16 protein-coding genes are annotated in these 24,639 nt (G+C 47.4%); 12 read left to right on the top strand and 4 right to left on the bottom strand.

Going from position 1 to position 24,639, the window contains the following annotated elements:
• The first annotated feature begins 203 nt into the window (after positions 1-203).
• The 8 genes from NCI00_RS22195 (at position 204) to trpF (ending at position 11,384) form a co-directional block, all read left to right on the top strand.
• Entirely contained in the window at positions 204-1,463 is a 1,260-nt protein-coding gene (locus NCI00_RS22195; protein WP_253531363.1) for a DEAD/DEAH box helicase, read from the top strand.
• A gap of 121 nt (positions 1,464-1,584) precedes the next feature.
• Positions 1,585-2,745 (top strand): aldose epimerase family protein, encoded by a 1,161-nt coding sequence (locus NCI00_RS22190; protein WP_253531360.1) that lies wholly within the window; start codon positions 1,585-1,587, stop codon positions 2,743-2,745.
• A gap of 218 nt (positions 2,746-2,963) precedes the next feature.
• A complete protein-coding gene (locus NCI00_RS22185) occupies positions 2,964-3,926 on the top strand; it encodes an alpha-E domain-containing protein (protein WP_166560782.1) in 963 nt (320 codons plus the stop codon).
• 106 nt (positions 3,927-4,032) lie between these two features.
• Positions 4,033-4,767: a proteasome-type protease gene (locus NCI00_RS22180; protein ID WP_114463022.1), complete on the top strand. Its 735-nt coding sequence runs from the start codon at positions 4,033-4,035 to the stop codon at positions 4,765-4,767.
• Positions 4,768-4,832: 65 nt separating this feature from the next.
• Positions 4,833-5,675 (top strand): transglutaminase family protein, encoded by an 843-nt coding sequence (locus NCI00_RS22175; protein ID WP_253531357.1) that lies wholly within the window; start codon positions 4,833-4,835, stop codon positions 5,673-5,675.
• Positions 5,676-5,826: 151 nt separating this feature from the next.
• Positions 5,827-7,167 carry a proprotein convertase P-domain-containing protein gene (locus NCI00_RS22170; protein WP_253531353.1) on the top strand — a complete coding sequence of 447 codons (1,341 nt, stop codon included), beginning with the start codon at positions 5,827-5,829 and terminating at the stop codon, positions 7,165-7,167.
• A gap of 284 nt (positions 7,168-7,451) precedes the next feature.
• Complete coding sequence (locus NCI00_RS22165) at positions 7,452-10,655, top strand: SdrD B-like domain-containing protein (protein ID WP_253531349.1); 3,204 nt, start codon at positions 7,452-7,454, stop codon at positions 10,653-10,655.
• Positions 10,656-10,766: 111 nt separating this feature from the next.
• The gene (gene trpF, locus NCI00_RS22160) at positions 10,767-11,384 is read left to right on the top strand and encodes a phosphoribosylanthranilate isomerase (RefSeq protein ID WP_253531346.1); all 618 of its coding nucleotides are present in this window, start codon (positions 10,767-10,769) and stop codon (positions 11,382-11,384) included.
• A 177-nt stretch (positions 11,385-11,561) separates the two neighbouring features.
• On the opposite strand, the gene NCI00_RS22155 is transcribed toward trpF, so the two are convergent.
• The 4 genes from NCI00_RS22155 to NCI00_RS22140 all read right to left on the bottom strand — a co-directional run bounded on the left by NCI00_RS22155 (position 11,562) and on the right by NCI00_RS22140 (position 17,999).
• Positions 11,562-12,194, bottom strand: a complete 633-nt coding sequence (locus NCI00_RS22155; protein ID WP_253531344.1) for an NAD(P)H-dependent oxidoreductase — start codon at positions 12,192-12,194, stop codon at positions 11,562-11,564.
• 207 nt (positions 12,195-12,401) lie between these two features.
• The gene (locus NCI00_RS22150) at positions 12,402-12,953 is read right to left on the bottom strand and encodes a hypothetical protein (protein ID WP_253531342.1); all 552 of its coding nucleotides are present in this window, start codon (positions 12,951-12,953) and stop codon (positions 12,402-12,404) included.
• Between the two features lie 51 nt (positions 12,954-13,004).
• The gene (locus NCI00_RS22145; RefSeq protein WP_253531341.1) at positions 13,005-14,615 is read right to left on the bottom strand and encodes a SusD/RagB family nutrient-binding outer membrane lipoprotein; all 1,611 of its coding nucleotides are present in this window, start codon (positions 14,613-14,615) and stop codon (positions 13,005-13,007) included.
• A 93-nt stretch (positions 14,616-14,708) separates the two neighbouring features.
• Complete coding sequence (locus NCI00_RS22140) at positions 14,709-17,999, bottom strand: SusC/RagA family TonB-linked outer membrane protein (protein ID WP_253531340.1); 3,291 nt, start codon at positions 17,997-17,999, stop codon at positions 14,709-14,711.
• Positions 18,000-18,637: 638 nt separating this feature from the next.
• Between NCI00_RS22140 and NCI00_RS22135 the strand changes: the two genes are divergently transcribed.
• From NCI00_RS22135 to NCI00_RS22120, 4 genes are all read left to right on the top strand, one after another.
• Positions 18,638-19,993 carry an enolase C-terminal domain-like protein gene (locus tag NCI00_RS22135; protein WP_253531339.1) on the top strand — a complete coding sequence of 452 codons (1,356 nt, stop codon included), beginning with the start codon at positions 18,638-18,640 and terminating at the stop codon, positions 19,991-19,993.
• 56 nt (positions 19,994-20,049) lie between these two features.
• Complete coding sequence (locus NCI00_RS22130; RefSeq protein WP_253531337.1) at positions 20,050-21,291, top strand: mandelate racemase/muconate lactonizing enzyme family protein; 1,242 nt, start codon at positions 20,050-20,052, stop codon at positions 21,289-21,291.
• A 5-nt stretch (positions 21,292-21,296) separates the two neighbouring features.
• On the top strand, positions 21,297-22,268 hold the full coding sequence (locus tag NCI00_RS22125; protein WP_253531335.1) for a hypothetical protein: 972 nt from the start codon (positions 21,297-21,299) through the stop codon (positions 22,266-22,268).
• Positions 22,269-22,411: 143 nt separating this feature from the next.
• Positions 22,412-24,619, top strand: a complete 2,208-nt coding sequence (locus tag NCI00_RS22120) for an outer membrane protein assembly factor BamB family protein (protein ID WP_253531333.1) — start codon at positions 22,412-22,414, stop codon at positions 24,617-24,619.
• Positions 24,620-24,639 lie beyond the last annotated feature (20 nt).

Genomic DNA, 24,639 nt, shown 5'->3' with positions numbered 1-24,639 from the left:
AGATTCGCGAAAAACAAAGCCTTACTAAAGAATAAGCACTAACTTCGCCGCCAACCCGTACACGTTTTATATGTTGTATAATTATGTTACCTATCTTTTGGGAGTCATTTTTTGGTTTAGAGGTTAATCGTTTGTAAACTTCGGAATGGCATTAATTTCCCAGTGTTATTTTCCTTATTCTTTCACCTCTAACGCTTCACCACTTGACTTTTGACGATTTTGATTTTGACGAAGAACTTTTAGATGGACTGCATTCTATGGGGTTTAACCAGCCAACTCCTATTCAAGCCCAAGCGATTCCGGCCATTTTAAATAATAAAGATTTGATTGCCTGCGCCCAAACAGGCACTGGCAAAACGGCGGCTTATTTGTTACCTGTTTTGAATAAAATCATTGATGCTACTCCCAATAACCGTCACCTCAATACGCTCATCCTCGCACCTACGCGGGAGTTGGCGATTCAGATTGACCAGCAAATTGAGGGGTTGGGGTACTTTACGGGCGTAAGTTCCATTGCAATTTATGGAGGAGGAGACGGGGCGGCTTGGAGTCAGCAGCGCAAGGCATTGGCCGAAGGCAGTGAAGTGATTATTGCTACGCCCGGGCGTTTGATTGCATTGTTGCAAATGGGTGAAATTAACTTCGGCAACCTCCAACACCTTATTTTGGACGAAGCAGACCGCATGTTGGACATGGGTTTCTACGATGATATTATTCGGATTATCAGTTATTTACCCCAGAAAAGGCAAACATTGCTGTTTTCGGCCACGATGCCGCCAAAAATCAGAACGTTGGCCAATACGATTTTGAACAAACCTGAGCAGATCAGTATCGCCGTGGCCAAACCCGCCGAAGGAATTTTGCAGCTTGCGTATTTGGTTTACGATGAACAAAAAATAGCATTGCTCAAAAATATCCTCAAAGAAGGACAGTTTGGTAGCGTAATTATATTCGCTTCCACCAAAGAGAATGTTAAAAAATTGGATGAAGAGTTGCGACGTAATAGGCTGACAGCCAAAGCATTCCATTCTGATTTGGACCAAAAAGAACGGGAAGGGATTTTGCGGGAATTCAAAAACAAAGCCCTGCCGATTTTGATTGGAACCGATATTCTGTCGCGCGGAATTGATGTGGAGGGAATCAGTTTGGTGGTAAACTATAACGTACCGCACGACCCCGAAGATTATATTCACCGAATTGGACGCACCGCAAGGGCCGAAACGACGGGTACCGCGATTACATTTATCAATGACAAAGACCAACGGAAGTTTGTGGCCATTGAGCGAATGATTGGGAAAGAAATCCCTAAAATGTCGTTGCCAGCAGCTTTGGGCGCAGGGCCGAGCTACCACTCGGGCGGGAGTGAAGTAAATTCGAGCCCTCCACGTAAGAAAAAACCGTTTAAACAACGAAGTAACAAGCCTCGTCCTGCGGGCTCTCCACGCCCCAAAAGCGGAACGTAAACGCCGAAGCATAAAAAAGTGAGTCGAGGGCTTTTCTGTTTTACCGAAGAACTTAAGGTTTTTGTGAGTAGGAAAGAAAAGCCCAGATGCTTTTTGTAGGGTTCTACTAAATCCGATTTCTATGCGTCCACTTGCTGTTTCCCTGTTGTCATTCTGCACAATTGCGTATTTATTTTTATCCTGTGGTGGCTCCAATCAGAAAGCCGAAACCACCTCTGTTGATACTATGAGCACGATTACAAAAACTACTTTTGGGCAATTGCCCGATGGCCAAACGGCCGACCATTTTACGCTTCGTAATTCAAAAGGTACAGAAGTTAAAATTACAAATTACGGAGGGTTGATTACCCATTGGACTGCCGCCGACAAAAATGGCGTCTTTGAAGACATGGTCTTGGGGTATGACTCCCTGAGCGGATACTTAAAAGCCAGTCCTTTTTTTGGGGCATTGGTGGGGCGTTATGGCAACCGCATCGGCAATGCCAAATTTACCCTTGACGGAAAAACTTACACTTTGGCGGCCAACAATGGCCCTAACAGCCTGCACGGTGGCAAAGTCGGATTTGACAAAGTACTCTGGAAAGCCGAGATTTTGGAAGATACCAAAACGTTGAAACTGACCCACACCAGCCCCGATGGCGATGAAGGTTTTCCGGGAGCTCTCTCGGCGGAAGTAACCTACCGATTGACCGAAGACAACGCACTAGAAATTGAGTACAAGGCCACTACCGACAAACCTACCATTGTCAACCTGACCAACCATACCTATTTTAACCTGACGGGCGGGAAGCGTGACGTTTTGGGGCATCAGGTACAGTTGAATGCCGATAAATTTGTGCCCGTTGACAAAACCCTGATTCCAACGGGACAATTGCAGGACGTGAAAGGTACACCCTTTGATTTTCTGCAACTGACCGAAATCGGTGCGCGTATCGACGACCCGAAAGATGAGCAAATCAAATTCGGCGGTGGCTATGACCATTGCTGGGTAATCAATAAGGGGGCAGATTCGCTTGCCCTGACCGCCACGGTATACGAGCCTACGTCGGGTCGGGTATTGGAAGCATTTACTACCGAGCCGGGCGTGCAGTTTTATACTGGTAATTTCCTGAATGGCTCTATTACGGGTAAAAACGGCGTTACCTACACAAAACGCTCTGGTTTTTGCCTCGAAACCGAGCATTTCCCTGATTCTCCCAACCAAGCATCGTTCCCAAGCGTAGTGTTACGCCCTGGAGAAGTTTACAAAACCAAGACGGTTTATAAGTTTTCGACAAAATAAATATTCCACGTCGAAGAAGCCGTAAGTTGGGTTTCTTCGACGTGTTGTTTTAGTATTAATTAGTTGATTTTTAATGCCTTATTGGGTATTAAAACGTTTTTTTGCCCTTCCGTTATCGCTTCAGCCTTAACATTTCCAGCCAAAAGTTGCCAAATATCGGATTATTGCATTAGTTTAGCGATTGTCAATAAACCAACCCCCACCTTACTGATATGGCCATGTTAAGCCGCGTTGCCGATTCCATTTATTGGATGAATCGCTACATCGAGCGAGCCGAAAATTATGCACGCTTCATAGGAGTCAATTTTAATTTGGCATTTGATTTACCTCCCAATGTGAACGAACAATGGGAGCCTCTTTTGATTGCAACTGCCGACAATTACCTTTTTTATCAACACTACGACGAACCTACCCGTGAGAATGTCATTAATTTTATGACGTTTGATAAGCGAAACCCCAACTCGATTTATAGTTGCTTATTATTGGCCCGTGAAAACGGTCGGACCATCCGGGAGTGTATTTCGAAAGAAATGTGGGAAAACCTGAATGAACTTTACCTGTGGATTAAAGATGTAAAGCCTCAGTCAGAATGGGACCTCAACCACATGCAGAATTTTTATACGCAGGTGCGCAATGGAACCCAACTTTACTACGGCGTAGTAGATGCCACCATCACGCGAAACGAGGCTTGGCATTTTGGTCGATTGGGGCGTTTTATGGAGCGCGCCGACAAAACTTCACGCTTTTTGGATGTTTCTTACTTTACATTATTGCCTGATTCTGACGTTACGGGTAGTACATTGGAGCTGGTTTTGTGGACGGCCGTGCTTAAATCAGTAAGCGCCTACAATATGTATCGTCAACAGTACCAGACGCTTACCCCAACGCATATCGTAGAGTTTTTGATTTTGGACAAACTTTTTCCGCGGGCAATGGCGCATTGTATTCGTCAAGCCGAGTTATCTTTGTACGAAATATCAGGAACACCAATTACCAACCGTTTCAGCAATCAAGCCGAAAAAATGATGGGCAAGCTCCGTTCAGAAATAGAATTTACGGAAGTGGAAGATATTTTTAAATTGGGCTTACACCAATACCTTGATCAGTTCCAAATCAGAGGGAATGAAGTAAGTAAAAGTATTTTTGAAACCTATTTTGATATAAAACCTGTTGAACAGTAAGGAAGCGTTTCATTCCTCTTTCTGTATTCAGTCAATGATTTTTGGTACAAATATCCATTGTTGCCAAGATAAGTGCATTTGAATTTACTTTTTTATTGATAAGATTATGACGTATTGTCTTGGTATTAAAGTCGCATCAGGCTTGGTGGCGATTGCCGACACTCGGCTCACTTCGGGCACCGAGGTCAGTACCAATAAAAAAATCTCCGTTCACCAGTTGGAGCACCACTCGATGTTTATCATGACGTCGGGGTTGCGTTCGGTACGTGACAAAGCGGTGACGTATTTTCGGGAAGTTCTGGAAGAACAGGACCATAGTTTTAATAAACTATACAAGGCCGTAAATGCCTTTGGGCAGCAGGTTCGTCGGGTGGCGCACGAAGACAAAGAAGCACTGGATGCGGCTGGGTTGAGGTTCAATTTACACGCGATTGTGGGCGGACAATTAGAAGATGATGGTGAGCACATGCTGTACTTACTCTATCCCGAAGGCAATTGGGTGGAGGTGGGTGAAACCTCTCCTTTCTTTGTGATTGGCAATTCCAATTATGGTAAGCCGTTGCTTTTCAGGAGTTTGAAGTATGGTTCTTCTTTGGCAGAGGCGCTAAAAGTGGGTTTTTTATCCTTTGATTCAACCCGGGTAAGTGCCAACGACGTAGATTATCCGATTGACGTGGTGATGTACGAGCGTGATAGTTTTCACGTTACGGAGCATCGTTTTCAGAAAGATGATTTGGCCCACCTGTCTTTGCAATGGAGTATGTTGCTCCAAAATTCCGTCCAGCGTTTACCCAACGACTGGATGGACCCAGTTTTTGAAAAACTACGTGAAAAAGTCTAAAGTAGCGGCAGGGATTTTCCCTGCCGTTGTGTTTTAAGTATATTGAGAAAGAAAGGCTCAACCCTATGATTCTGAACGTCAGTCATCGGCTATTTTACACGTATTCTGAATCGGTAATTTTAGAACCACATACGTTTTATCTTTATCCCAAAGCGTATCCGCACCAACAAATCGTCAGTTATACGATGACGATTGACCCGGTCCCCTCCATGTTGGTTCAAAACATCGACGCCGAAGGAAATCATCAGCGGATAGCCTATTTTCGGGAAGCTACTTCTTGGTTGAACGTGTCGGTCGAGATGGCAGTACGCTCCGATGATTTTAATTTGTTTGGCTTTGTGCTGTTTCCATTCGAAACCGAGCAAATTCCTTTTCAATACCCCGAGCCACTCAAAAAACTGCTTCAACCGTATCTGGTGCGGGAAGGCGTTACTACGTATGTGGAGCAATATGCGCGTCAAACGGCGGCTTCCGAACGTTGGAAGACCGTTGCTTTTTTGACCGCATTGTGTCGCGATATTTCTCAAAATTTTGTGTACGAGCGTCGTGAGGTGGGCCCTCCGATGTTGCCAGAGCACACGCTCATCGGTCGCAAAGGCACTTGCCGCGATTTTGCGCAGCTATTTGTGGCTTGTTGCCGCGCGTTGGGCATTGCCGCTCGTTTTGTCAGTGGTTATTTGTACGGCAATGCCCTCCAAGAGCATGATTTGCACGCTTGGGCCGAAGTCTTTTTGCCCGGAGCTGGGTGGAGGGGATTTGACCCAACAGAAGGCAACGCGGTGATTAATAATCACATACATTTAGCGGCCTCTGCCGACCCAGCGCTGATTGCCCCCGTCACGGGCGTGTTTAGAGGTCGAGCCAAATCTACGCTACGGGCCGAAGTGTCGGTGGGTGAAGGCATTTAAGGTTTTTTTTATGGGCGACTAAGAATTCAATTTGATATTTCTTGGGAGTGCTTCCAAATAAGTTTTGAAACATCTTATTGAACTTTATTTGTTGTGACTATGCCACGCGTTTAGATTCCTGCGTGGCCTTTCTTTAAAGTATTTCCGACGAATGAGATTTGTTATTGTACATATTGTTGGTACGTTGATTCTTTGGGTGACATTGGTTAATGACACTTTTGCACAGAGTTTTTATGCACAGGGAGGCCGTATAGCTGATTTTAACGGCAAAGAGCTTGCAGATACGTTTGCTGTCCAAATTAAGGGACTGCCCCCGCAAATAGATACTAATTTTGGTTTGACAAAAGTTTGCTTTGACATTACCCACGGTCGAGTATCCGACCTTAAAATTGAACTTATTAATCCCTCTGGGGCAAGTATTTGGCTGAGTAATAGGAACGGGGGAGATGTGGGGGGCAATTACAACGGAACCTGCTTTCGAGCCAATGGTTTTTCTGGGTATATTCAGGATGGGAAAGCGCCTTTTGAGGGAGAATATACGCCCAACGGACGTTTTGAATTTCTGAACAATCAAACCAATCCCAATGGTACTTGGAAACTACTCATTTCAGATTTGAAGACGGGGCTAAGAGGAAGCCTGAATTTCTTTACCCTTGAGTTTTCCCCAAATCCCATGCCCAGCTTAGCAAAAGGGCCATGTAGTATCGAAAATGGAGCGGGATGTACTTGTGGGGATGAGGGCGCATCGTGCGAACTTTTACCTGATTTTGTCATTCTTCCTACATTTACGCAGACACAATGGAAAGAATACCCCAAAGATGACCCCTACTATCCGGGTCAATTGCGTTTTGCGGCATCAATTGCCAATATCGGCGACGGCCCCCTCGAAACGATTGGCAAAGGAGAATGGTACTGTGGCAATACCCTCGTGGATTCGGCTTCAAAATGCGCCGATGGGGCTTTTCCAAGGCAAAAATTGTACCAGCGGGTATATAAAAAAAAGGGGGATAAAATCGAATGGTATGACTACGAAGCGGGCACCAATTACTTCGACGACCAGCCCGGTCATAATCACTTTCATGTTGATGGATGGGTGGAGTTTAGATTGATTAAAAAGCAAAAAAAGGGACTTATCGATAAAAAAGTGGTGATTGGTAAAAGCCGAAAAGTGAGTTATTGCTTATTTGATTCAGGAATTTGTAATAATGATGGCTTGTGCCAAGTAGACTTGGTGAATTTTGGACAAAAGAACCTCCCCAACTATGGAATGGGTAATTACGTAGACTGCAAATCTAAAAAGCAGGGAATTAGCGTTGGGGGCTACGATACCTACGGGATGATGTATGAAGGGCAATACATTCAATTGCCCAAAGGATTGAAAAGTGGCCAATACTTTTTAGAGATAGAAATAGACCCTTCGAGGATTTATAAAGAGAAAAAACGTAGTAATAACTTATTTACAATGCCAGTGGTCATTTCAAAACAGAGTTGATGAAAATGCTATTTGGCATGGATTCTGATAACTAATTAATAACTTATTGAAAGAAACGGTTTAGGTAGGGATAAACTTATTGGGTATATATTTTTGAAAAAATATATACCTTTTTTTGTACTTAAATTTTCTGGACTTATTGGAATATAAAATCCTGATATTTAGGTTTTTATGTTCCTATTTATTGATTTTTGGCATTAATGGGCATATTTATTGTCAGCTTTTTGTCTTTTTTTGGCAGGATAGTTGGTATGTTTTTATGGAATATGCAAAAGCCTAAAATCATGAAAATACCGTTTACCCTTTTATTATTTTTTAGTACCTTTTTAAGTCTTCATGCCCAATGCCCTGGTACGTGTACCTACACATATAATGGTTCAGGAAGTACCAACTTTACCTTAAATGGCGGAGAAACGCTATGTATTACTGGAAACGCACCCACTGGATTAAACATCAATTTCAATGGGTCGGGGGTCAATACGATATGTATATCGCCAGGGGTATCATGGACGCAAGCCTTTGGATTTAACGTTAGTGGAAACCTCGTCATCAACAATTATGGTACGTTCAACATGAATGGTAGCTATAATATCAACGGTGGTGGCACAATGGAGGTTAATAATCAGGCGGGGGCCACGCTTAACACCGACTCACAGGGGTTTGGCTCAGGAGTAATTATTACCAACAGCAGTACTATGACCTGGACGGCAACTTCTGCTATCAACAATCAAGGTACTTTTCAACTCTATAACGACACTCCGACGTCGATAATGACTGCCACTGTCACGTCTTTGTTTAAGATTGGCAATGGCAATACTTTTGAGAATTACGGCATTTTTACGGTGTCCAACTTAGAGAATGAAGAAGCCTTTCGTTTTTATAATGACGCTAGCGGCAAGATTACGATTGGCCGTTACTTCTATAATCATGGGGCTTTTTTGAATGAAGGGTTGGCCGAAACAATTTGTGGTAACTTTGGCTCAGTTGCGTGTGAGTTTATTGTCGGAGATAAAGGCCCGGGAAAAGAATACATCAATAGTGGATGTATGAAAGTGAAGGGGAATGTGAATTTTAACGGGCCAGGTAAATTGAACGAAGGTACGCTCATCATTGAAGATGGTAACCTGACAATCAACAAACAAGTAACGGGAACGAATGGACGAATAGTGGTCTTAAACGGCACGAGTACCATTTCGGTCAGTGGTGGTTTTAACGGTACAAACATGAAGTTTTGTGATCAAAATACCGCTGGGAATGCCTTTGATGTAGTGAATGCCAACAATCAAGCGACAGCGGTTGTCTACACCGTCGATTGTTCAATAACAGATTGTGGAAGTGCTCCCGTATGTACACCCCCCACGCGCACAGTAGTAGCCACCGACCCTACTTGCATCCTACCCGGCAAAATCGAATTGACGGCCACCAATGGAGATAAATACGGTATCAGTAAAGGCAATACCTATACAGGTCCAGCCTATGTGGCAGCCACGGCGGTAGGAGCACTGCCGATGGTGTTGAAAAATAACATAAGTCACACAGCCGATTCGACATGGACCATTCGGGTGTTTAACGCAGACAACGATTGTTTCAAAGATACCACTGTCACAGTGAAAGCTTTGGTGAAAGAGGCCGCTGTTGTAGTCAACAGTGGTTTTCCTGCTTGTCGTCAAAACGGTACGGCCTACACCATCAAGTTTACTAAATCGCCTTCGGGTGCGGTTGTGACGGCCAAAAATATCGCCTCAGGTGCGGCCATTGCCGTAACTGGAGACTCAGTGGCCAACATACCGCTGACGGTCGCAGGTGTGCGATTGATTGTGACCAACGGAGTTTGTATAGATTCTGTGGAAGTCACGGCCCCCGCCTGCGACAAGCCAGTGGGTAGCATTGGTGATTTGATTTGGAAAGATACCAACGACAACGGCTTGCAGGACTTGCCCGCTGAAACAGGCGTGGCAGGCGTAAAAGTAAACTTGTACGCAGCTTCGGGAGGCACCAAAACAGGAGCTGTATTGCAAACAAAAACCACCGACAATGACGGATTGTATTTGTTCAGCAATCTGCCCGCAGGCGACTACATCGTCGAAATCGACCCAACGAGTTTACCAGATACCTGTGTTATTACAACCAAACAAAATACTCCAAGCGACGATACGAAAGACTCTGACTTTGACCCCGCTACGGGCTTGAGCCAGGTCATTAAGCTGGCTCCCGTCTTTAATCCAACGACACCCGCCGATAGCTTAGCAACCAATAATCTGACGATTGATGCAGGCTTGGTGGTTCCTTGTATCAAATCAAGCGTCACGTTGACGTCGGCGCCTGTTTGTTCGCCCGACGTGCAAACCTACAGCCTGAATTTCAATGTAACGAATAAAATGGGTACGGTAAAAGTTGACAAAGGCGTATTGACGGGCAATAATCCTTACACCGTTACGGGTATTCCGTCGGGAGCTACGCTGAAAATCACCGATAGCTTGAGTGCGGTGTGTAAATTCGACACCCTGATTACGGGCCCCAATTGTAACTGTACTCCACCATTACCCGTATTAATTACCCCAAGTTTAACGGCTTGTATTGGCGATACCTTCCCGACCATCAAAGCAACTGTCGTTGGTTTGGCCACGGTCGAGTGGTTTACAGCTTCCTCCGGCGGTGTGGCGGTCTTTACAGGCCTCAACTATAAACCAGCGGGAAGCATCACGGGCGACACCGTCTACTACGCACAGGCCCGCAGCACCGATGCTAGTTGTCCAGCCGCCATCAGTACTGGGCGGGTAGCCGCCACCGTCAACGCGCAAAACTGTACCGTTGAAGTAGATTTGTCGCTTAGGAAGTCCATCAATACCAAGATAGCCCAGCTCGGCGATACGCTGACGTATACGATTAAGGTTTTCAATCAATCCAACACGGCGGCCACGGGCGTGGAAGTGGCCGATAGCATTGCCACGACGGTACAGTTTGTAGCGGGTAGTCTTGTGGCGAGCCGGGGCGGTGCAACCATCAATGGAAATGTGATAACGTGGACGATTGGCAGTATAGCGGCCAATACAGGAGCCGATGGCGACACCGTCACGCTGACGTACAAAGTAAAAGCCGTTCAGGAAGGGGTTCATTTTAACACGGCAGAAATCAGCAAGACCAATGAGGAAGACATTGACTCCACCCCAGGAGATGGCAAACTAGGAGAGGATGACATCGAAAGTCAGTGTTTTACGGTTCCGTTCAAGCTGTGCCCAACTGAAAAAGTGGAGGTCAATGTCCCAGCGTTTTTAACCAATGTGCAATGGTTTAAAGACGGAGGAACAGCCCCGATTGCCGCTGGCAACACCGTATTATTGACCGAATTAGGAACGTATACATTCACGGCCTCCAATCAGACCTGCCCTGCCAATGGCTGTTGCCCGATCATCATTGAGCTGGGTGTCAATTGCTGTCCCGAAGATTTGTGCATTCCGTTTACCATCCAAAAAGTTAAAAAGAAGTAAGGAGAAGGTAATTGCGGGCGTAAGTAAATTCGTAGAGAAATCACTGTGGGGCATTTCCCGCAGTGATTTCTCATTTTCAGCCGTATATTTGTTCCTCAATTTTATGGAAGTATGTTAAAAACCATTGTAAAAATTAGTAATGTTACCAACCTGTCCGACGCCCGCTATTGTGCGGGGATGGGGGTTGAGATGCTTGGATTTTCGATTGATGAAACAAGTGATACCTACGTTGACTTAAAGCGTTTTCAAGATATTCGTTCTTGGGTATCGGGGGTTCAAATTGTGGCCGAAACCGACTCCCTTGAGGCCGAGACCTTGCTGGAAAGGTTGATTCAGTACCAACCCGATGCCATTCAAGTGAGCCATGCCGAATTGTTGCCTTGGCTCAAAAGTGAAACAAGTAAGCCCCTTATCCTCCGCATAGAAGCCGATCAGGATGCCGATACGATTGAAGAAATCATGACCAATTACACGGCCTACGCGACGTATTTTTTGCTCGAATCAAGTTCAGACACCGCTTTAGATGGCGACTGGCCCTCATTTTTGAACACCTTGGCCGCTCGTTTTTCCATTTTATTAGGCTTCGGAGTCACCGTCGACAATGCAGATTTTCTCCTTGATGACGTAAACATTGCGGGCATTGCCCTGCGCGGAAGCGACGAAATTCGTCCGGGCTACAAAGAATTCGGGGAATTGATGGATGTGTTGGAAGCTTTAGAAGAGGAATAATTAAAGGGCGGCAGTTTAAGTAATACCCGTTTTTTACACCGATGTGTGGGATTTCTTTCGTCAGTTCAGGGTGTTGCCTCATGAATACAAAAAATGCTCTCTGCGGCGAAACAGAGAGCATAAGTACTACTTAAAAAACACAGGTAAAGTGTTGACTATAAACCCGTAAAGAGTTTATTAGTTCAAGTGGGTGTACAGCAACTCGCTAGGAGTTCTTACTTTTTTGAGTTTTGCCAACCAGTCGTTTGCTTCATCGCGGTAGCCTAAAGCTAGGATGGCGGTGCTTTTTAATCCCTTGTCTTTCAAGCCCAAAAGCTCATCCAGCGCTGCTGCATTGAAACCTTCCATCGGGGTGGCATCTACTTTTTGTTCGGCCGCTGCCAGCATCGCAATGCTCAAGGCAATGGCTGATTGCTTGGCGGTATGCGCAAAATTTTGTTCGGGTGTTTGGGTCGTGGTCATCGTAATCAACCGCGTGCGGTAGGCATCGGTGGCGCTGTCGGGCAGGCCTCTTTCGGCGTTTGAAAAAGCAAAGAAATTATTGATGCGTTGCTCGGTATATTTATCCCAAGCGGCAAAAACCAACAGATGCGAAGCATCCGTGATTTGGCTTTGGTCAAAGGCGATGGGCCGTATTTTTTCTTTCAATTCCTGATTTGTAATGACCAAAATCTCGTAAGGTTGCAAACCCGACGAGGAGGGCGACAGGCGTATAGCTTCCAGTATATAGTCAATTTTTTCCTGCGGAATTTTCTCTCCCGTCATTTTCTTAGTGGCGTAGCGCCACTGCAAATTTTCAAGTAAGCTCATATCTGTAAATACATTAATTGTAATTGTATATATTACAACTGCCTACTTAAAATCGTTCATTTATTGAATGGAATGAATATGTTTTTGCTGGTAAATATTTGTATATCAACAGGTTGGTATGTGCATAATTTTGGTGTATCAATAAATCAGGACATAAAAAAAGCGGCCCGCAAATCCACGGGCCGCCAAGTTTATTTTGATTTTGTGTTATTGTAACAACACATCAAGCAGTGGCGTAAAGGTGCTGCCGAGTGGGTTGACGGTGATTCCCGGCCCTGAATTTTGCCATGAAAATACCCGGCCATCTTTCATCGTGGCCACAAAACGCACCCGAATACGGTCGTTGGCGCGCAAATTGGCGGTCGCAAATCCCGTCTTGGTCAGTAACTCGCTGACTGAGATTTGCTCTTTTCCGTTGAGTGCCGTGATGGATTTTACCATTACTCCGTGGGGGGCGCTTGTCGTAGCCGCTGGCGTAACGACGGTTCCTCTGACGTGGCTGACGTACGCATCCACTTTCTCAATTTCAACTGCGTTTTGGCTTTTGGTGGTAAAACTCATAGAAGCCGAAGTCACACCTGTCAATGGTACGGTAATAGTGTTGACATTGGCGGCGGTAACGGCCGTGGGTAGTGGGTCGGGCAATGCCACGAAATGGGCACCGTTTTTAATTTCAGGAATAGGGCTTTTCTGCTCGCAGCCCAAAAAAGCGACGGCCAGTAATGCGCCAACAAAGGATATTTTTACGCTATTTTTCATGTTTTTTTTCATTATTGATTAACAAATGAGGAGTTACTCTTCAAGAGACAACTACTTTTGCCAGAACACTTTATCGTTGGCAACCACGCGTTGTGCGGGGGCATTGGGGTTCAGTTGCAGCTCTCCGGGAGTGGGGTAGGGGTACGATTGCGGATATCCCCGGTTGACGTTGGTAAAGGCGATGCCGTCGGTGTTGGGGTCATAAATTTTTGGAAAACCCGTCCGACGAATATCGTTGTACGATTCAAGCGCAAAACCAAAATTGGAAATCCACTTTTCGGTCATGATAAGCTCCAATTTACCGCTGTCGTTAGCCGCGTCGTACTTCACCAACACCGCATCTACGTATTCTTTGATGGCGGCCGCTGTGATGGCAGGCGCTCCGCCCCGGGCGGCGGCAGCGTTGACTTCGGCAAATGCCGCGTTGATGGCGTCGCTGAAAAGCTGTTTGGCATTTCCAGTACTTACCCCCGTTTGGGCCAACTCGGCCCGGGTAAATAGGTGCGAGTGATACGGCAAGATACGTTGGGGCCCGTCGCCGCGCGCGGAAGCTCCGCTTACCCCAGCGGCGCTTACGCCATTTCCGTCGTCAAAACGCCCTCCACAGTAGTAAAGCCCAATGATTGCGATGGAAGAAGATTGGTCAAATCCTTGGTTGGGCCCTTGCGACGAAAAGTAAATAGAAACAAAGTTGCCGTTGCGATATTCCACCGCGTTTTGGGCGTTGGGACGCGCCGCCGAAAGCTGATTGAAATAATAATACGGAATCCGGGGGTCTTGAATGCCCGTCAAAATGGGGTTGAGCGTACTCGTTCCGAGCAAGATTTCGTGAAAATACGGGCTGATGTAATTGTCACGCCCCGTGGTGGTGATGTTGTAATCTTCCCTAAACGCAGGGTGACGGTTGTCGGGGGCGCTTGAGGTGCCGTAGTTCAGCGAAAAATTCCCGCCGGGTTTCATTAAGTCGTCTTCTGCAATCAGCGCATTGACAGGCGCACTTACATTTTGGACCAACCGAATTTGGTTATACAGTTTTAGTTTTAAAGTTTTGGCAAACTGCCGCCAACGCACCAAATTGCCCGCGTAAATCAAATCATCGGTACGAGGGCTAAGTGCCGACGCTTTGGCGAGGTTGGCAATTCCTTCATCAATCAGGGTAAAGAGCTGCGGATAAATATCCTGCCCCTTATCAAACTTCGGAAATTGAATTTTGGCCGCTGTACTGGCTTCCGTAAACGGCACATCACCCCATACATCGACCATGTAACTAAACGCCAGCGCTTTCATGATCTGGGCCACCCCAGCGTAGGTAAATTGTTGATTGGCAGTGGCTTGGTCAGATAATACATTTAGGTTCTGGATGGCGCGGTAGAGGTTGGCCCAGGCCTGCGTTCCCGAAAAATCCTGCCCAGTGATGGCATATTGGTCATTGGTACTGCGTTGGGTTACCTGATGCACAAAAACGCCCGCAGGGTTGGACAATCCGGGAGGCCCTGACCCAATCGAATTGACGATGTCCAATTGTGCATTGGTCAGCAACTGGGCCGTCGAGACTGCCGAAGGGTTGTTGGGGTCGGTGTTGATGTCGAGATTACAGGCGTTCAGGAGCAGCATGGCCACCGTCAGCATGGCATATTTTATATAATTATTTATTCGGTTCATTGTGTTGCAGAATTAAGTGATGTAGTCATTTACCTTGGTCCGTTTTACAGAATTTTGGATTTACGATTGCATTTTCCATTTTCTGTATTCCGTTTAGAATGTAACGCTCAAATTGACCCCGAAACGACGCACGGACGGAGCCGAGAAAAAGTCAATTCCTTGGGTATTGGTGTTTCCAAACGTGTTGACTTCAGGGTCAAAGTTGGCGTGTTTGGGGAAGTGGGGCGCAAAATACCACAGGTTGCGGCCGCTCAATGTGAGGCTTACGGCGCCAAATGGCGTTTTGGTCAACAACGTTTTTGGCAAAGAATATCCCAAGGTGATTTCGCGTAAGCGGACCACGGATGCATCCCATACCGAAAATTCGTTGGGGCCGTTGATGGCCAAGGCACCGCCCGCCGCCTGAAACCACAGGTTGTTTTCCATCACCTGAATGTTGTTGGGGATGGGTTGTCCGTCGCCGCCGAGCAGTGGTTTGAGGGTATTGGCATCGCCCAAAACGCCCGCCACTACTTTAGGCACTTCGCGGTCTTCGGTGTCTTGTGTTACTCCACGACCCAACAAAAACTGGTTTGTCCACGAGTACAGGTCGCCGCCGTGGCGATAATCGACCACACCGCTGAGGGTAAATCCTTTGTATTTCAGCGTGTTGGTTACTGCCAAAATAAATTTGGGATTGGGATTGGCGATGATTTTCTGTTGGATGTCAGGAATGGTCAGGCCCGTATTGGGATTGATGAGGGCGTTACCTTTTTCGTCGCGGGCCACGGCCGTTCCCCGCAATACCCCAAACCACTCGCCGGGGCGAACCACGGGAATCGGGTTGTTGGTAAAAATATTGCGCAATGTCACTTCTTCGACGCCGTCGGCCAGTGATTCTACGATGTTTTTATTTTGGGTGTAAGCGGCGAAAATATCCCATTTAAAACTATTGGCGAGTTGAATTGGAACCAAGGTAATCCCCGCTTCGATGCCTGAGTTGCGAATCGAGCCGAAGTTGGTCACAAAAGAAGTATAACCCGACGACTGCGGCAACGAACGACGGGCGATAATATCGGTACTGAGACGATTGTAGTACGTAAAGTCAATCACGGCCCTACCGCCAAAAAACTCAAGGTTGGTTCCGAGTTCAATCTCTTTCGTAAATTCAGGTTTTAGGTTGGGGTCAAAGGCCGAAGAAGCCACCGACGCACCCGGCTGACCGTTGAAAGGATAATCGTTGTAGCGGGTGGAGCCCGTTTGTCCAGAGCTTTCTCCAAAATTGATTCTGAACGTATTGAGCGTTTGGTAAGGGTCGGCATCGCGGCCTACTTTGGCGTAACCCAATCGCAGTTTGGCGCTGGTCAAGGCTTTCGATTTTATATTAAACGCCTCGGTCAAAATGAAGGAAGCACTGCCAGAATAGTAAAAATAACTGCGGTTGGAGGCCGGCAGGGTAGACGACCAGTCGTTGCGGCCCGTGAGGTTTAAGAATAAGTAATTTTTGTACCCCAAAGTCATGTCGGTAAAGGCCGCGTACATCCGGCGCTTGCTGATGCCCGTATTTCCAGTATTGGGCGTTACGGTACTGACGTTGGTTATCAAATCAATGCCTCGGGTGACAATGCCTAACCCGTTTACGCTCGTTTGGTCGTTGCCGCGTTGGTTGTAGTTGGCGCCCACAATGGCTCTCAGATTAATGTCCGAGGTTAGGTTTTGCGTGAGATTAAACAGCAGGTTGTGGTCTTGTTCTTGAAATTCAATGGCGTCAAACTGCATACTTCCCACTCCCTGAGCACCCGACAGCGAACCCGCCGAAATACGCTGAAAACGGTTGTCGTTGTAGCTGTTGAAACCTCCTTTGTAGGTCACGTTCAACCAATTGGTAATGTCGTACAAAATGCTGCCATTCAGGGCAATACGGTTTACTTTGCTCGTAAAAATGCTGTTATTAACCGACCAATACGGGTTGTCGGCCTGCCCAAACGGGAAGAAAAAGACGCCATTGCCAAACGGGTCTTCGTAGGGCAGCTGGTCGAGTGGCCAGTTGCGGGGTTGTTGAAACATCCGCGCTAGGGGAGAGGTTCCGTCACCCCCAAAAAGCGGGCTGTTCTGAAGGGTGTTGGTATAAGCTAAGTTGGCTCCGACGATAAAGCCGTTGTCGAGGGTGGAATTTCCGCCCACGCTGATGTTGGTTCGTTCAAAACCCGACCCCGGGAAAAAGCTCTGCTGGTCGGTACGCGAAATCACCGATGTGATGCTGGCTTTGGGGCCGCCACCCGTGATACTGACCGAGTTTTCGTAGACACTCCCCGTGCGGAAGAAATTTTTCACGTTGTCGGGATATGCTTGATACGCCACGTTTCCGCCGGGGCGCAGGCCGTATTGCGCGGCCAGTGCAGGGTAGTTGGTGGCGTAGGTGTTGTAGCCAACCCAAATCGGGATGGAGTCGACGGGGGCGGTAGAATTGGCCCAACCGCCCGCCGCGTTGTAGGTGCGGCCTAGGCCGAATGCTGGCCCCCAAGTTCCGTTGGCGTTGGCGTAGACCTGCTGCGAACCCGAGCCATATTTGTTTTGGAAATCAGGATAGCTCGCGATTTTCTCGGCCGAGTAGGACGTATTGTACGTAATTTCCAATCCTTTCTTTGACAGCTTGTTGGTGCCCGATTTGGTCGTGATTACAATCACCCCGTTGGCGGCGCGGGTTCCGTAGAGGGCAGCAGCGGCGGCTCCTTTCAAGACCGTCATAGAGGCGATGTTGTTAGGGTCAAGGTCGGCGATGCGGCTAGAAAAGGCCGCACCGTTGTCACGGAAATTGCCGCTTTCGTTCAGGTCATTGTTGTACGGAATGCCATCCACCACAAAAAGGGGTTGGTTACTTCCAAAAAAAGAGTTGGCTCCCCGAATGGTAATCCGGGACGAGCTCCCCGCTGCCCCTCCTGAGCCGTTGATGTTGACCCCTGGAATCTTGCCCTGCATGGCTTTCAACACATCAGGTTCTGATTTCTGCACCAACTTGTCGGCCGAGAGGCGCTCCACCGAATAGCCCAGAGATTTGTTGCTACGCTCAATCCCGACGGCCGTTACCACCACTTCGGTCAATTGCTTGACATCGTCGCTCAGAATAACGTTAATGGTGGTCTGGGCCCCAACGGCCACTTCTTTGGAGGAATAACCGATAAAGCTGAATACCAGCGTGGCGTTGTTGGGAACCTGGATTTGGAAGGTCCCGTCGGAGTTGGTGGTGCTGCCTGTGGCAGAGCCTTTGATAACGACGTTAACGCCCGGTAGTGGGGTTGCGTCGGAGGCGGCGGTCACTTTGCCCGAAACGGTGCGATTTTGAGCATGGCCGTGGATGACACTCAGGAAAACCCCAAGCATCAGGAACAATAAATTTTTTTTCATAAATGAATGGAAAATTTGGTTTTTTAAATCTGTTGTGAGCAACCTTTTACGATTGCTGACAACAAAGTTCTCCAATTCAATTTTGTTAAAAATCACCCATTTATAGGGGTTTATCAGTGGCGATGTTATCTAAATATGAAATTGGATTTTGCCCAAAAAAGGCGAATATTTTAAGCATGGAGCAGAATTGCACCTTTGGGGAAAGACGCTTGCTGACCAAAAAATGAAATATTCTATCGTCATATCCCTCATTTACGGTTACCCCTATTGTTAGGGAGGGGAAAAAACATAAAGAAAGCCTAACAGCCAAAATGCAGATACATCAAGCTCCGAAAACTACTTTTGCCCTGAAAATAATGGGTTAAAAATGGCGCAATTAGGGTGATTTGCCGCATGATTTTTTTCAGGAGCTTTGTCCCATCAATCAACAATGACTTTCTACTGCAAATAGTATGAAGTAGACATTTGCAGGTATTCATAGATAAAAGATTCTCATACGATTTAGTTTAGGTTAAGAATTATAGCCGCAGGACCTTGTCTTGCGGCTATTTACTTTTTATCCCCTGGGTCAATAAAGGCTGAAAGTAAAATAGTACGATAAAAGACTTTTATTTTCATAAACCTTTAGCACGCTGAAAATGAACAAAATAGATGTAAACCGCCGGGAAACCATGAAAATACTGGGCCTCGGTGGCTCTGCCGGACTCCTTGGACTGTTCGGTGGTGTATCCAACGCCCAAGCACGGGAAGAAAAAGGTACGCCGTCGTACGCCAAAGCGATGAAACCCGTCAAAATCACGAGCGTAAGGGCCATCGCTACGGCCCCCCAAGGCTCCAATCTCATTGTAGTAAAAGTCGAAACTTCGGAGCCGGGCCTCTATGGTTTGGGGTGTGCTACCTTTACCCAGCGCGCGGCTACCGTGATTGTGGCCATCAACACCTACCTCAATGAGTTTTGTGTAGGGAAAGACGTCGACAACATTGAAGATATGTGGCAGGCCGCTTATGTGAGTTCGTATTGGCGCAACGGCCCCGTGCTGAACAACGCCCTTAGTGGTTTGGACCAAGCCCTTTGGGACATCAAAGGCAAACGCGCGGGAATGCCGCTTTATCAATTGCTCGGTGGTAAAGTTCGTTTTGCTATTCCGTGCTATACACACGCCAACGGTAACACTCCTGAGGCCACGGTAGAGAGCGTAAAAAGCATCATGGAGCGCGGTTTTAAGTACATCCGAATCCAGCAGGGCGGCTACGGCGCCGTGGGTAGTACCGAACAAAAACCCGATTTTAAAGCGGCAGGTTTTGGCGGAGAAACCGACAACTATATGAATGAGCGCACGTACCTGAAATCTATCCCTAAATTGTTTGAAACCGTGCGGAAGGGCTGCGGCGACGACATTGAACTGCTGCACGATATACACGAGCGGGTGCAGCCGATGGATGCCATCAACATGATTAAAAAATTGGAAGATTATCGCCCATTTTTTATTGAAGACCCCTTTTCTCCCGAAAATATGAAGTGGTTTAAGCAACTGAGGGCCAGTACTTCGGTGCCGATTGCGATGGGTGAGTTATTTAATAATATCAATGAATTTGTGGAACCAATGGTTAACCAGTGGTTTGACTACATTCGCATCCACGTTTCCCAAATCGGGGGAATTACGCCTGCCATGAAGGTAGCGAGGCTGGGCGAATGGTTCAATATCAAAACGGCTTGGCACGGCCCCGGAGACGTGTCGCCCGTGGGACACTCGGCACACGCTCACATTGATTTGGCGGTTTGGAATTTTGGAATTCAGGAGGCCGTCTCTTTCAACGAAAAAACGCTGTCGGTTTTTTCGGGTTGCCCAACCATGAAAGACGGGTACATGTCGGTCAACGAAGTGCCGGGTATCGGGGTGGATATCAACGAAAAAGAAGCCGCCAAATACCCCATCACCACCAAATCTAACTGGCAGGTAAGGAAGTTTGACGGAACCATCATCCGACCGTAGGGGCAGGGGTTACTACGTTTGCCCTTTTTTATCTTCCATCCAAACCTTGCTACTACATGCAACGAAGAAACTTTATAAAAACGGCGGTGTTAGGCTCAACTGCGCTGGCGATTGGATTGCCATTGTACGAAGCAGAGGCCGCTTCCAAGCTAAAAATTACCAAGATTCGCTATTATGCAGCGCCCGGCTACAACAAACCCCTTTTTAATCAAGCCCGTGGCATTGTTGAAATAGAAACCGACGGCGGTATCATTGGCATTGGCGAAGGCGGCTCCAAAGATATGATTGAGCAATGCGCTCAAATGCTGATTGGCGAAGACCCGTTCCGTATTGAGCACCTCTGGCAGTATCTTTATCGTGGCATGTTTTATCCACCCGGCCGCGAAAAACTCCACGGACTAGGCGCGTTGGAAATGGCCCTTTGGGACATCAAAGGCAAGGCCCTGAACGTGCCCGTTTATGAACTATTGGGCGGTGCTACCCGCGATTACATCGAATGTTACGCTACGGGTTTTCGTGCCTCCAAAGCCACAACGGAAGAAGGCCGAGCGCAAGACTGCATCGCGGCAGGCTTACGCTCGTACCGCATCGGTCCTACGGGTGGAAATGGCACCGAGCCTTTTGATTTTTACGAAAATGTCAAAAAAACCATTGACTTCTGCAAGCGAATCGACGCAGCCGTGGGTGGGGGCGGTAAGTGGGCCATTGACCTGCATACCCGTTTTGACATGACCGACGGCCTTAAGATTTGTACGGCATTGGAAAACCTCGAACCCTATTTTGTCGAAGACATCGTGCGTTCTGAAAATCCTGGGGTGTATAAAACCGTACGCGCCATGACCAAAGTGCCGATTGCGGTGGGAGAACAATTTGGGGACCGTTGGGATACCAATGAACTGATTGAAAATCGGCAGATTGACTACACCCGCTTTACCCTGCCCAACACGGGTGGTATCAGTGAATTTAAGAAATTGGCCGCAATATGCGAAACGCATTATGTGGGTATGATTCCGCATTTTACGGGGCCTTTGTCCACGGCTGCCCTCGTGCACGTGTTGGGGGCGAGTAGCCCCATGCGTTGCTTGATGGAACTCGGCGGGGGCGAACCCGAACGTCCGCCGTATTTCAACGAAGATTTTATTAACTTCAAAAATGGTAAACTGTACCTCAACGACAGCCCCGGTTTGGGCGTGAAGTTTGACCCCAAAAAAGCTACCTTTGTGATGGAAATAAAAGAAAAAACCAAGTTTCCACACCCTATTTTAAAGGCTCCCGACGGTTCTATTCATAATTGGTAGTTGATATGAAACATACATTTTTACCCCTGATGCTGTTGGTAATCGGATGGACAGGTTTTATTGCCTCCGCAGATTTTCCCACGGCCAAAATTTCCAATGGCCTGATTGAGGCCGAACTATACCTGCCCGATGCCCAGCGAGGGTATTATCAGGGAACCCGCTTTGATTGGTCGGGTGTGATGCCTCGGCTAGAGTACAAGGGCCACAGTTATTTTGGTATTTGGAATCCCGCCCCTTACGACCCCAAACTGCACGATGCCATTGCAGGCCCCGTGGAAGAATTTGTGGCCGTAGGGATGAACGAAGCACCCGTTGGCGGAGAATTTCTGAAAATCGGCGTAGGAACGCTCATCAAACCCGATGCTAAACCCTACTCTTTTTTGACGCCCTATACCCTCAAAAATGGCGGAAAATGGACGGTGAAAACCTTTAAAGACAAAGTGGAATTTACGCATGAGTTGACTGATGCCGCGGGCTACGGGTATCTATATCGTAAGACCGTAAAACTCACCAAAGGAAAGGCAGAATTGGTTTTGGAACACAGCCTGAAAAATACGGGTACAAAACCCATCGAAACTCAAACCTACAATCATAATTTCTTCATGATTGACAATGAGCCAACAGGCCCAAATATGCAAACCCTTTTTCCGTATGAAATCAGCGCCGAAGGCAAAGGGTTTGGTACAGTGGTGAAAGCAGAAAATCGGATGCTCGTTTTCACCAAAGAAGTGCCGCCGGGCGAGAATGTATTTAGCAGCGGCGTAAAGGGATTTGACGCTACGCCCGAAGATTACGACATCCTGATTCAAAACCTGAAAACGGGTGCCAGTGTACAAATTAAGGGAGATAAACCTCTGGAAAAATTGGTATACTGGGCCTGTCATACCACTTCTTGCCCAGAGCCTTACATCAAGCTGTCGGTGAAGCCGCAGGAGGAAGTAAAGTGGAAAATTAATTATATGTTTATTGCCCGTTAGAACGCCCGATTTGTTTCGAGTGTAGGTAGTGTAAGATTACCAACAAATCAGTCTTTGTGAAACTCAGTGTAACACTTTGAGCACCTCATGTGTTAAAAAAACGCCTAACAACCGTAGAATTTTAAGGAAGAAAAAAGACAAATATGAAGTATTGGAAACACGCTTTGGGCGGTTTTTTTGCCTTATTGATTTGCGGAGCTGCGTTTCAGCTAACAACCGATAGCAATACCGACTGGCCCAAATACGGAGGCAACAGCGCGGGAAGTAGGTACGCGGAGTTGACCCAAATAAATGCGGATAATGTCAATAAATTGCAACTGACATGGTCGTACGATACGGGCGAGAACAACAATCCCGACGGCAAAGGCAACGACATTCAGTGTCAGCCCATTGTGGTCAATGGTATTCTTTATGGGACTACTCCGCGCTTAAAATTGTTTGCTGCTGATGCCGCTACGGGCAAAGAATTGTGGAAATATGACCCTTTTTCCAATCCAGAAGTAAAGCCCAATTTTCATCCCGTCAGAGGGGTAGTATACTGGGAAGATGGTGCTGATAAAAGAATCCTGTATTCCGTCGGAGCTAAGCTCATGGCGGTCAATGCTTTGACGGGAGAGTTGATAACTGATTTCGGTGAAAATGGCTTGGTTGACCTCCACGCTGGGCTCGGCGACCAGCAAACACTGGGCTACGACGTTAATAATTTCAACATTCGTTCCACAACGCCCGGTGTCATTTTCAAAAATTTGCTCATCATGGGTTCGTCGGTTTCGGAAGGCGGCGACGCACTCCCTGGCAATATTCGGGCGTTTGATGTGCGCACTGGCAAATTGGCGTGGGTATTCCGCACCATTCCGCTGCCGGGAGAATATGGCTATGAAACTTGGTCGAAAGATTCGTATAAGAAACTCGGCGGGGCCAACTGCTGGGCAGGTATGGTTTTGGACGACAAACGCGGCACGGTGTTTTTGGGAACGGGTTCGCCTTCGGTTGATTTTTACGGCGGCGCGCGCAAAGGCACCAATCTGTTTGCCAACTGCGTTATTGCCCTCAATGCCGAAACGGGCAAACGCCTCTGGCATTTTCAAACGGTTCACCATGATTTGTGGGATCGCGATATTCCCTGTCCGCCCAATCTGATTACGGTGATGCACAAAGGCCCCGACGGTCGCTCCCTAAAAGTGGATGCCGTAGCGCAGGCCACAAAAGACGGCCTTATTTTTGTTTTTGACCGCGACACTGGCAAGCCGCTTTTTCCCATCAAAGAAGTGCCCGTGCCCAAAGTTGCGGCGCTGCCCGGCGAAGCCCCTTGGCCGACCCAACCTGTGCCCGTAAAACCTGCGCCCTTTGCCAATCAGACATTTACCAAAGCAGATTTGACCAACATTTCTCCAGCATCAGCGTCGTATGCGCAATCGGTTTTTGAAAAAAGTAGAGGAGGATTGAAAAACCTTCCACCGAGCACGACCGAAACCCTTTATTACGGCATCGGGGGTGGCGCTGAGTGGGGAGGCAGTGCGGTTGACCCCAACGGAATAATGTACGTTAATGCCAATAATATGCTTTGGTTGTTGAAAATGCAGGCCACCAATCCCCCAAAAACCACGGAAGCATTGACCAAAGGCGAGAAATTGTTTACCACTAACTGTGCCGTTTGTCATGCAATGGATGCCAAAAATACCGCCCTTGCGACTACGCAGGCGTATCCTAATTTGCAGGATGTGGGTAAAAAACTTACCCGTCAACAAATCAATACACTCCTCGAAACGGGTCGGAGCAGAATGCCGTCTTTTCAGCACCTTGCTAAGCCCGACCGGGAAGCCATTGTTCACTTTTTACTAAAAACAGAAACCCCTACGAAGTCCGATGATATACATCGGGTAACGACGGTTGAGACCAAAACGGGGCGGGATTTTCCGTATACGCCTTTGTACCAAAATAAGGGATTTCGTCAGTTTAGGGATGCCGACAATTACCCAGCCATCAAACCGCCTTGGGGCACGCTGAATGCCGTGGATTTGAACACGGGGGAATATCTTTGGAAAGTTCCGTTGGGAGAATACCCCGAATTGGCAAAAAAAGGCATTCCGACCACGGGCACCGAAAACCACGGCGGCCCCCTCGTAACGGCGGGTGGTCTGCTTTTTATCGCGGCCACTTACGACGAAAAACTGCGGGCTTTTGATACAAAAACGGGAAAAGTGGTGTGGGAATATAAACTACCAGCGGGTGGCTTTGCCACGCCGATTACGTATCAGGTCAAGGGAAAACAATACATTGCCATCGCGGCGGGAGGCACCCGGTATGACTTAAAACCTGGCGGCAAATACGTGGCGTTTGCCTTGCCTTGATTACAATCACTATTCACAAA

Source organism: Runella salmonicolor (genome assembly GCF_024158025.1).
Taxonomy (GTDB): domain Bacteria; phylum Bacteroidota; class Bacteroidia; order Cytophagales; family Spirosomataceae; genus Runella; species Runella salmonicolor.
Note: the sequence above shows the minus strand (reverse complement) of the source record. Positions and strands in the feature narration are given on the sequence as shown.